10 protein-coding genes are annotated in these 10259 nt (G+C 72.2%); all 10 read left to right on the top strand.

Going from position 1 to position 10259, the window contains the following annotated elements:
- Positions 1-21: 21 nt before the first annotated feature.
- The 10 genes from CLT71_RS09150 (at position 22) to def (ending at position 10253) form a co-directional block, all read left to right on the top strand.
- Positions 22-1296 carry an adenosylmethionine--8-amino-7-oxononanoate transaminase gene (locus CLT71_RS09150; RefSeq protein ID WP_101366729.1) on the top strand — a complete coding sequence of 425 codons (1275 nt, stop codon included), beginning with the start codon at positions 22-24 and terminating at the stop codon, positions 1294-1296.
- A gap of 120 nt (positions 1297-1416) precedes the next feature.
- Positions 1417-2259 carry an orotidine-5'-phosphate decarboxylase gene (gene pyrF, locus CLT71_RS09145; protein WP_101366728.1) on the top strand — a complete coding sequence of 281 codons (843 nt, stop codon included), beginning with the start codon at positions 1417-1419 and terminating at the stop codon, positions 2257-2259.
- 171 nt (positions 2260-2430) lie between these two features.
- Entirely contained in the window at positions 2431-2748 is a 318-nt protein-coding gene (gene mihF, locus CLT71_RS09140) for an integration host factor, actinobacterial type (protein WP_101366727.1), read from the top strand.
- A 26-nt stretch (positions 2749-2774) separates the two neighbouring features.
- Positions 2775-3287 (top strand): nucleoside/nucleotide kinase family protein, encoded by a 513-nt coding sequence (locus CLT71_RS09135; protein ID WP_101366726.1) that lies wholly within the window; start codon positions 2775-2777, stop codon positions 3285-3287.
- 163 nt (positions 3288-3450) lie between these two features.
- Positions 3451-3714 (top strand): DNA-directed RNA polymerase subunit omega, encoded by a 264-nt coding sequence (gene rpoZ, locus CLT71_RS09130; protein WP_101366725.1) that lies wholly within the window; start codon positions 3451-3453, stop codon positions 3712-3714.
- Positions 3715-3733: 19 nt separating this feature from the next.
- Positions 3734-4939 (top strand): bifunctional phosphopantothenoylcysteine decarboxylase/phosphopantothenate--cysteine ligase CoaBC, encoded by a 1206-nt coding sequence (gene coaBC, locus CLT71_RS09125; protein WP_101366724.1) that lies wholly within the window; start codon positions 3734-3736, stop codon positions 4937-4939.
- Between the two features lie 90 nt (positions 4940-5029).
- Positions 5030-6223 carry a methionine adenosyltransferase gene (gene metK, locus CLT71_RS09120; RefSeq protein WP_101366723.1) on the top strand — a complete coding sequence of 398 codons (1194 nt, stop codon included), beginning with the start codon at positions 5030-5032 and terminating at the stop codon, positions 6221-6223.
- Positions 6220-8202 (top strand): primosomal protein N', encoded by a 1983-nt coding sequence (locus CLT71_RS09115; RefSeq protein ID WP_101371281.1) that lies wholly within the window; start codon positions 6220-6222, stop codon positions 8200-8202. The genes metK and CLT71_RS09115 overlap by 4 nt, the downstream gene beginning before the upstream one ends.
- A gap of 240 nt (positions 8203-8442) precedes the next feature.
- The gene (locus tag CLT71_RS09110; RefSeq protein ID WP_101366722.1) at positions 8443-9426 is read left to right on the top strand and encodes an AAA family ATPase; all 984 of its coding nucleotides are present in this window, start codon (positions 8443-8445) and stop codon (positions 9424-9426) included.
- A 206-nt stretch (positions 9427-9632) separates the two neighbouring features.
- Positions 9633-10253 (top strand): peptide deformylase, encoded by a 621-nt coding sequence (gene def, locus CLT71_RS09105; RefSeq protein ID WP_101366721.1) that lies wholly within the window; start codon positions 9633-9635, stop codon positions 10251-10253.
- Positions 10254-10259: the final 6 nt, after the last annotated feature.

Below are 10259 nucleotides of genomic sequence, written 5' to 3'. Positions count from 1 at the left end.
AGCCGGAGCGGGGGAGCGGCGGTGACCCCGGAGGAGATCCTCGCGGCCGACCGGGCACACGTCTGGCACCCGTACGCCCCGATGCCGGCCAGCACCGACCCCTTCGTGGTCTCCGGCGCCGAGGGGGTACGGCTGCACCTGGCCGACGGCCGGGAACTGGTCGACGGCATGTCGTCGTGGTGGGCGGCGATCCACGGGTACCGGCATCCGGTGCTGGACGCCGCCGTCACCGACCAGCTCGGCCGGATGAGCCACGTGATGTTCGGCGGGTTGACCCACGAGCCCGCCGTCCGGTTGGCCGGCACCCTCGTCGAGATCACCCCACCCGGCCTGGAACACGTCTTCCTCTGCGACTCCGGCTCGGTCTCGGTCGAGGTGGCCGTCAAGATGGCGTTGCAGTACCAGCGCGGCCGGGGGCGGCCCCAGCGGCACCGGCTGGCCACCTGGCGGGGCGGATACCACGGGGACACCTTCCATCCGATGAGCGTCTGCGACCCGGTCGGCGGGATGCACTCGCTCTGGACCGGCGTACTGCCCCGGCAGGTCTTCGCCGACGTGCCGCCGGCCGGCTTCGCCACCCCGATCGACCCGGCGTACGCGAGCGCGCTCGCCGACGCGCTGCACAGGCATGCCGGCGAACTCGCGGCGGTGATCGTCGAGCCGGTGGTGCAGGGGGCCGGGGGGATGCGCTTCCACAACCCGCACTATCTCCGGCTGCTCCGCGAGGTCTGCACCGAGCACGACATCGTGCTGATCTTCGACGAGATCGCCACCGGCTTCGGCCGGACCGGCGCGCTCTTCGCGGCGGAGCACGCGGGGGTGACCCCGGACGTGATGTGTCTGGGCAAGGCGCTCACCGGCGGCTACCTGAGCCTGGCCGCCACGCTCTGCACCCCGGGGGTCGCCGAGGGCATCTCCGGCACCGGAGTGTTGGCGCACGGCCCGACCTTCATGGGGAACCCGCTTGCCTGTGCGGTCGCAAACGCCTCTGTCGGGCTCCTGGAGGCCGGAAACTGGGCGGCGGACGTCGAGAGGATCTCCGCCGGGCTGTCGGCCGGCCTGGCGCCGTTACGGGGCGCCGCAGGGGTGGCCGACGTCCGGGTGCTGGGCGCGATCGGGGTGGTGCAACTCGACCACGACGTGAAGATGTCGGCGGCGACCGAGGCCGCGGCGGCGTACGGGGTGTGGCTGCGCCCGTTCCGGGACCTGATCTACACGATGCCGCCGTACGTCACCGGGGAGGACGACCTGGCCCTGATCTGTGCGGCGATCGGGGCGGCCGCCGAGGCCGGCTGACCCGACGGGGTCGACCCCGGATCCGCCACCCGGTCCGGGCGGATGCGGCCGGAACAGAACGTGACGGTTAGTCCCGGCGACATGACAGATGGTCACGTCGCCGACGGAGAGGAGAGGCGAATGGAGACCTTCGGCAGCCGGCTGCACCGGGCGATGGCGGAGCGCGGGCCGCTCTGCGTCGGCATCGACCCCCATCCGGCCCTGCTGTCTCGGTGGGGGCTCAGCGACGACGTCGACGGGCTCGCCCGGTTCGGCGGGACGGTGGTCGAGGCGCTCGGCGACCGGGTCGCTGTCGTCAAGCCGCAGTCGGCGTTTTTCGAGCGGTTCGGGTCGCGCGGGGTCGGCGTACTTGAGTCAATTATCCGACAGTTGCGGGGCGCCGGCGCGCTCGTTCTGCTTGACGTCAAGCGCGGCGACATCGGCTCCACGGTCGCCGCGTACGCCGACGCGTACCTGGATCCATCCAGCCCGATGTATGTCGACGCGATCACCGCGAGCCCCTTCCTGGGGGTCGGCTCGCTCGCCCCGATGTTCGACACGGCGCGCAAGTACGGCGGCGGCGTCTTCGTGCTGGCGCTCACCTCCAACCCCGAGGGCGCCAGCGTGCAGCGGGCCGTCGGTGCGGACGGGCGCACGGTCGCCCAAACGATCATTGAAGAGATTTCGCAGCTCAACGCGGGTGCGGAACCGCTGGGCAGCTTCGGGCTGGTGGTCGGCGCCACCATCGGCGAGACCGGGCACGACCTCTCCGGGGTGGGCGGACCACTGCTCGCCCCGGGGCTCGGCGCGCAGGGCGGGCGCGCCGACGACCTGCGTACGGTCTTCGGGAACGGGCTGTCGTCGGTGCTCCCGTCGTACTCCCGGGAGGTGCTCGGGGCGGGTCCCGACCCCGCCGCGTTGCGGGCCGCCGCGGAGCGGGCGCTCGCCGATTGCCGGGCCGCGCTGGCCGGCGGCAGTCAGTGATCTCGCGGTTACGCTGACATGATCATGGCGTGCCCACGTTGCCGAAACCTCCGCAGGCCGCTAGTTTTCCCCGCGCTGGGAACCACATACCCCTTTGGTTCCCAGGCACACCACGTTTCACAGATGCGACGGCGCGTCCCGCCCGTCGCGATAGGGACCTGAGGAGAACTGGTGCCGCTCCCCCAACTGAGCCCCGAACAGCGCGCAGCCGCGCTGGAGAAGGCCGCGGAGATCCGCAAGGCTCGGGCGAAGCTCAAGGAAGAGCTCAAGCAGGGCAAGACCAACCTCGCCGCCGTCCTCGACCGTGCGGAGTCGGACGACGTCGTCGGCAAGCTGAAGGTATCGGCCGTACTTCAGGCCATGCCTGGAATCGGCAAGATCCGGGCCACCCAGATCATGGAGAAGCTCAAGATCGCCGACAGCCGTCGCCTCCGTGGCCTCGGTGAGCAGCAGCGCAAGGCACTGCTTGGAGAATTCTCGGCGAACTAGTTCCACCCGCCGTGTAGAAACAAGCAGTGAGTACGCATGACGATGTCCGCCCAGCGGCTCGTCTCACGGTCCTTGCCGGTCCCTCCGGGGCCGGCAAGGACAGCGTGACCCGACTTGTCCGGGCCCGGTCGCCCCGGTTGTGGCTGCCGGTTCCGGTGACCACCCGCCCCCGTCGGCGGTACGAGGCCGACGGCGTGCACTACCGCTTCCTGGACCGGGCCGAATTCGGCCGGCTCCTCGACGGCGGACAGTTGCTGGAGTGGTCGGAAATTGGCGTCCACCTGTACGGGACGCCCCGCGAACCGGTGCTGATCCGGTTGTCGGCCGGCCAACCGGTGTTGCTCCCGATCGATCTGCGCGGCGCACACCAGGTGCGGTCGGCGATGCCGCAGGCCCGGCTGGTCTACCTGGCCCCGAGCCGGTCCGACGCCGACGCGGCGGGCCGAGAATTCGACGCGACGGTCGTCAACGACGTGCTCGGGCGCGCTGCGGACGAACTGGTAAGCTTGCTCGGTTCGTCCTTTCTGACGCCGACCTGAGGCACGCCGACGCGGGCAACCCATCCGGGCCAACCACCCATCTGGGCCACCACGGCGAGCGCTGCCGGCGAGGTCGCCGCGGATGCGAGGCGGACGCAGACCTGAGCCAACTCCGACCTGACCGCCGCGCCCGGCGGTCGAGAAGACACCGAGGTTTATCCCCGTGGGATCCATCGCCAGTCCCGAAGGCATCACCAACCCGCCGATCGACGAGCTGCTCGAGAAGACCACCTCGAAGTACGCTCTGGTGATCTTCGCCGCCAAGCGCGCCCGTCAGGTGAACGCCTACTACAGCCAGCTCGGCGAGGGCCTGCTGGAATACGTCGGCCCGCTGGTCGAGACCACCCCGCAGGAGAAGCCGCTCTCGATCGCGATGCGGGAGATCAACGCCGGTCTGCTCACCGCTGAGCCGACCGACCAGCCGTAGGGTCGTCCGGGCGTCGGCGATGACCGCGGTCGTACTCGGTGTGGGTGGTGGCATCGCCGCCTACAAGGCATGTGAGCTGCTCCGGCTCTTCACGGAGTCGGGGCACCGGGTCCGGGTCGTGCCGACCGCCTCCGCGCTGCGCTTCGTCGGCGCGCCGACCTGGGAGGCGTTGAGCGGCCAGCCGGTCGCCGACGAGGTCTGGGCCGACGTGCACGAGGTGCCGCACGTCCGCCTCGGTCAGACCGCCGATCTGGTCGTCGTCGCCCCGGCAACCGCCGACCTGCTGGCCAGGGCCGCGCACGGGCTCGCCGACGACCTGCTCACCAACACCCTGCTGACCGCCCGCTGCCCGGTGGTGCTCGCCCCGGCGATGCACACCGAGATGTGGGAGCACCCGGCCACCGTGGAGAACGTCGCCACGCTGCGCCGTCGGGGTGTGCTGGTGATCGAGCCGGCCAGTGGCCGGCTGACCGGGGTCGACACCGGCAAGGGCCGGCTGCCCGAGCCGGCCGAGATCTTCGCGGTGGCCCGCCGGGTGCTCGCCCGGGGCGTCGCCGAACCCCGGGACCTGGTCGGCCGCCGGGTGGTGGTCACGGCCGGCGGCACCCGTGAGCCGCTGGACCCGGTGCGGTTCCTCGGCAACCGGTCGTCGGGCAAGCAGGGCTACGCCTTCGCCCGGACGGCGGTGGCCCGGGGTGCCCAGGTGACGGTGGTCGCCGCGAACGTGGCGCTGCCGGATCCGGCCGGGGCGGACGTGGTCCGGGTCTCCACCACCGAGGAGTTGCGCAAGGCCACCCTGGAGGCGGCCGAGACGGCCGACGCCGTGGTGATGGCGGCGGCACCCGCGGACTTCCGGCCGGCGACGTACGCGACAGACAAAATCAAGAAGTCGGACCGTGCCGACCCGCTCACCGTCGAGCTGGTGGCCAACCCCGACATCGCCGCCGAGCTGGGCCAGCGCCGACGGCCGGAGCAGGTGCTGGTGGCCTTCGCCGCCGAGACCAGCGACGCCGAGACGAATGCCCGGGCCAAGCTGGTCCGCAAGCGGGCCGACCTCATCGTCGTCAACGAGGTCGGTCCGAACAAGGTCTTCGGTGCCGATCGCAACACCGCCGTCGTGCTCGGCGCTGACGGGTCGACGACAGCGTTTCCGGAGCAATCCAAGGAAGATCTCGCCGATGGCGTCTGGGATCTGGTAGTAACGCGCTTAACCGGCCTGTCATGACCGGGCAGCAGGCTTACCGGGCAGGGTCAGGGAACCATGCGGCCGTGACTACACTGCCGCGTCAACTGAATTCGAGATCTTAGGAGCACCGTGGTACGTCGCTTGTTCACCTCGGAGTCGGTCACGGAAGGCCACCCGGACAAGATCGCTGACCAGATCAGCGACGGCATCCTCGACGCGCTGCTGGACCAGGATCCGCGTAGCCGGGTCGCGGTCGAAACTCTCATCACGACCGGCCAGGTGCACGTCGCGGGCGAGGTGACCACGAAGGCGTACGCCGACATTCCGGCGATCGTCCGCGAGACGATCCTGAACATCGGCTACGACTCGTCCAAGAAGGGCTTCGACGGCGCCTCCTGCGGCGTCAGCGTGTCGATCGGTTCGCAGTCGCCGGACATCGCCCAGGGTGTGGACAGCGCCATCGAGCTGCGCTCCGGCTCCTCGGAGAGCGCGCTGGACGCCCAGGGCGCCGGTGACCAGGGCATGATGTTCGGCTTCGCCTGCTCCGAGACGCCCGAGCTGATGCCGCTGCCGATCGCGCTGGCGCACCGGCTGGCCCGGCGGCTCTCCGCCACCCGCAAGGACGGGACCATTCCCTACCTGCGGCCGGACGGCAAGACCCAGGTGACGATCGAATACGACGGGCTGCGCCCGGTCCGGCTCGACACGGTCGTCGTCTCCAGCCAGCACGCCGCCGACATCTCGCTGGAGTCGCTGCTGACCCCGGACATCCGCGAGCACGTCATCGCGCCGGAGCTGGAGGAGCTGGGCCTCGACATCGACGGGTACCGGCTGCTGGTCAACCCCACCGGCCGGTTCGAGATCGGCGGGCCGATGGGTGACGCCGGACTGACCGGGCGCAAGATCATCGTCGACACCTACGGCGGGTACGCCCGGCACGGCGGTGGGGCGTTCTCCGGCAAGGACCCGTCCAAGGTCGACCGCTCCGCCGCGTACGCGACCCGTTGGGTGGCGAAGAACGTGGTGGCCGCCGGGCTGGCCGAGCGCTGCGAGGTCCAGGTGGCGTACGCGATCGGCAAGGCGCACCCGGTGAGCCTCTTCATCGAGACCTTCGGCACCGAGACCGTGCCGGTGGACCGGATCGAGCGGGCGGTCGGCGAGGTCTTCGACCTCCGTCCGGCAGCCATCATCCGGGACCTGCACCTGCTCCGCCCGATCTACCGGCAGACCGCCGCCTACGGCCACTTCGGCCGCGAGCTGCCCGATCTGACCTGGGAGAACACGGACCGCGCCGCCGACCTCAAGTCGGCCGCGGGAGCCTGACCACCAGCAAGCGCAGCGACCGGCAGCCCGCACCTGGGCTGCCGGTCGCTCGCGTCTGCGTGGACGTGCCGCTGGCGCACCTGGACCGGCCCTTCGACTACCTGGTCCCGGCGGATCTCACCGACCAGGCCCGGCCGGGCACCCGGGTGCGGGTGCGCTTCGCCGGCCAGCTCGTCGACGGCTGGTTGCTGGACCGGGCCGAACTCTCCGCCCACGAGGGCCGGCTCAGTTACCTGGAGCGGGTGGTCTCGCCCGAGCAGGTGCTGACAGCGGAGGTGGCCCGGCTGGCCCGGGCGGTCGCCGACCGGTACGCCGGCAACCTCGCCGACGTGCTGCGGCTGGCCGTACCGCCCCGGCACGCCCGGGTCGAGCGCGAAGCCGCCCCGCCCACTGCGCCGGTGGCCGGTGCGGTCGACGCCGACGGTGCCGTCGAGGCGGGCTGGCGGGACTACCCGGCCGGACCCGGGTTCCTGCGGGCGCTGGCCGCCGGCCGGGCGCCCCGGGCCGTCTGGTCGGCGCTGCCCGGCGAGGACTGGGCGACCCGGTTCGCCGAGGCGGCGGCGGCGACCCTGCGCGGTGGCCGGGGCGTGGTGGCGGTGGTGGCCGACGCCCGGGACCTGGAACGGCTCGACGCCGCGCTGACCGGGCTGCTCGGCGAGGACCGGCACGTGGCGCTCTCCGCGGCGCTCGGGCCGGCGCGGCGGTACCGGGCGTTCCTGGCCGCCTGCCGGGGCCGGGTGCCGGTGGTGATCGGTACCCGGGCCGCGATGTTCGCCCCGGTCACCGACCTCGGGCTGGTGGCGATCTGGGACGACGGGGACGACCTGCACGCCGAGCCCCGGGCGCCGTACCCGCACGCCAGGGAGGTGCTGCTCACCCGAGCGCGGCTCGGTGACGCCGCGGTGCTGGTCGGCGGGTACGCCCGTACCGCCGAGTCGCGGCTGCTGGTCGAGACGGGTTGGGCGCGGGAGATCGTGGCGGACCGGTCGACGCTGCGGGCGCGTACCCCGAGGATCACGCCGACCGGCGATGACCCGCAGTTGGCCCGCGATCCCGCCGCCGCCTCGGCCCGGCTGCCGAGCCTGGCCTGGGACGCGGCCCGGACGGCGTTGAAGGCCGACGCGCCGGTACTGGTCCAGGTGCCCCGGCGCGGTTACCTGCCGGCGGTGGCCTGCGCGCAGTGCCGGGAGCCGGCCCGCTGCCCGCACTGCTCCGGTCCGCTCGCCCTGCGCTCGGCCAGCGCCATCCCGGCCTGCCGGTGGTGCGCCCGGGTGACCGCCGGCTACGCCTGCCCGCAGTGCGGCGGGCACCGGCTCCGGGCGGCGGTGGTGGGTGCCCGGCGTACCGCCGAGGAGCTGGGCCGGGCGTTTCCGGGCGTGCCGGTGCGCACCTCGGGTCGGGAGGAGGTGCTGCGTTCGGTGCCCGGCGACGCGGGGCTGGTGATCGCGACACCCGGCGCGGAGCCGGTGGCCGACGGCGGTTACGGCGCGGTGCTGCTGCTGGACTCCTGGGCGCTGCTGACCCGGGCAGACCTGCGGGCCGGGGAGGAGGCGCTGCGGCGCTGGCTGGCGGCGGCGGCGCTGGCCCGGCCCGGTGCGGCCGGCGGCCGGGTGGTGGTGGTCGCGGACGGGTCGCTGGCGCCGGTGCAGGCGCTGCTGCGCTGGGATCCGGGCTGGTTCGCCGGTCGGGAGCTGGCCGAGCGGCGGGAGCTGGGCTTTCCGCCGGCTGCCCGGATGGCCAGCCTGACCGGGGTGGCGGCGGCGGTGGCGGAGCTGCTCGACGAGGCCCGGCTGCCGCCGACCGCCGAGGTGCTCGGCCCGGTGCCGGCGGCGCAGGGGCAGGAGCGGATGCTGGTCCGGGTGCCCCGGTCCCAGGCCGCCGCGCTGGCCGCCGCGCTGCACGAGGCGGCCGCGCTGCGTACGGCCCGCAAGGCCGGGCAGCCGGTCCGGATCCAGGTCGACCCGCAGGACATCTTCTGACGGGTACCGACGACTTCTGACCGGGTACCGACCGAGAACCCGACACGGAGGGTTGTTTCGACTACCGTCCGCAGTGGGTATCCGGAGCAGGCGCACTAAGAGTCCGACCTGTGGTCGGGGATTCGGGTGATACCATCGCCCCCTCATGCTCCACGCGAGAGGCGTGACGGAGAGTGACCGCGCCGGTTCGGCGTTCAAACTATTGATCTTGAGCAACCTGGGATCAGGGGTGGGTAGGTCGTGACCGGTCGGCAGTCGATCGTCCTGAACGGTGACCTTGGTAGCGGTAAGAGCACCGTCTCCATCGAGCTGGCCAAACGACTCGGGTTGCGCCGGGTCAGCGTCGGCGACCTCTATCGGGAGATGGCCCAGCAGCGCAAGATGACCGCGCTCCAGCTCAACCTGCACGCCGAGCTGGACCAGGCCGTCGACGGCTATGTCGACCAGCTCCAGCAGGACATCGCCGACTCCGGTGAGCAGCTCATCGTCGACAGCCGGCTCGCCTGGCACTTCTTCAAGGACGCGCTCAAGATCCACATGATCACCGAGCCGACCGAGGCGGCCCGCCGGGTGCTCGCCCGGCCGTCCGGGCCGGCGGAGAGCTACACCTCGATCGAGGAGGCCCGGGCCAAGCTGCACGAGCGCAGCGAGAGCGAGCGGAACCGCTTTCTGGTCCGGTACGGCGTCGACAAGGCGAAACTGCGCAACTACGACCTGATCTGCGACACCACCAAGGCGTCCGCGAACGAGGTGGTCGAGCACGTCATCGCCGCCTACGAGGGCTCCTTCGGCCGGGAGATCCTCCGGGACTCCCCGCCGCTGCTGCTGCTCGACCCGGCCCGGATCTACCCCACCCAGGAGATCCAGGGGCTGCGCGGCCTCTGGGAGACGGACTTCGTCGCCCAGATCGGGCAGGCCGGGGAGGAGGCCCTGGAGCCGCTGCGGATCGGCTACACCGGCGAGAAGTTCTTCGTGGTCGACGGGCACCGCCGGCTCAGCGCCGCGCTGCGCAACGGCTTCAAGCTGGTGCCGGGGCAACTCGTCGCCGAGTGCGACGAACAGGTGGTCGGCGGGCTCAGCGCGATCGAGTACTTCCGGGCCGAGGTCGGGCTCAGCGTGATCTACGACTGGGACGCCGCACACGGTACGCAGCTGCCGCTTCCCGAGCACATCCTGGAGCGCACCGACGCCGTACTGGCCGGCGAGCCGGGCACCCAACCCTGACCCGTCGCCGCAGCACCTCGGCACCGCCGCGTCCCACTTCTGCGGCCCGATCCGCCCCCCGTGACCGACGTCACGGCGGCTGCACACCGAACCGGCCCGCGCACCCGCCGACCCCGGGGCGGGGCCGGCGCACCGCCTCGGCACCCCGGCCCGCCCGTAGACTGGGCACGGCACCACCGATCCCATCCGTGAAGGAGCCGTCCCGCGTGACCGTCCAGCCCATCCGTCTCTTCGGGGACCCGGTGCTGCGCACCCCGGCCGAACCGGTCGTCGACTTCGACGCCGAGCTGCGCAAACTGGTCGCCGACCTGACCGACACGATGCGGGAGCAGAACGGTGCCGGCCTCGCCGCGCCGCAGCTCGGCGTGGGCCTGCGGGTGTTCGCCTTCGACGTCGACGACGTGCTCGGACACCTGGTCAACCCGGTGCTGGAGTTCCCCGACTCCGACGAGCAGGACGGCCCGGAGGGCTGCCTCTCCATCCCCGGGCTCTACTTCGACACCAAGCGCCGGCTCAACGTGGTCGCCAAGGGCTACAACGAGTACGGCGACCCGATGCAGATCGTCGGCACCGGCCTGATGGCCCGGTGCATCCAGCACGAGACCGACCATCTCGACGGGGTGCTCTTCCTCGACCGACTCGACGCCGAGGGGCGCAAGGAGGCGATGAAGGCGATCCGGCAGGCCGACTGGTACGACCAGGACGCCCCGCCGGTGGTCAAGGTCAGCCCGCACGACCCGCCGGCCAACCGGCGCCAGGGCCTCGCCGCCAAGCTCGGACTGGGCGGTTCGGAGCGCTCCGCCAGCCCGTTCGGCCTGGGTCGGTGACCCGGC

Source organism: Plantactinospora sp. CNZ320 (genome assembly GCF_002846275.1).
Note: the sequence above shows the minus strand (reverse complement) of the source record. Positions and strands in the feature narration are given on the sequence as shown.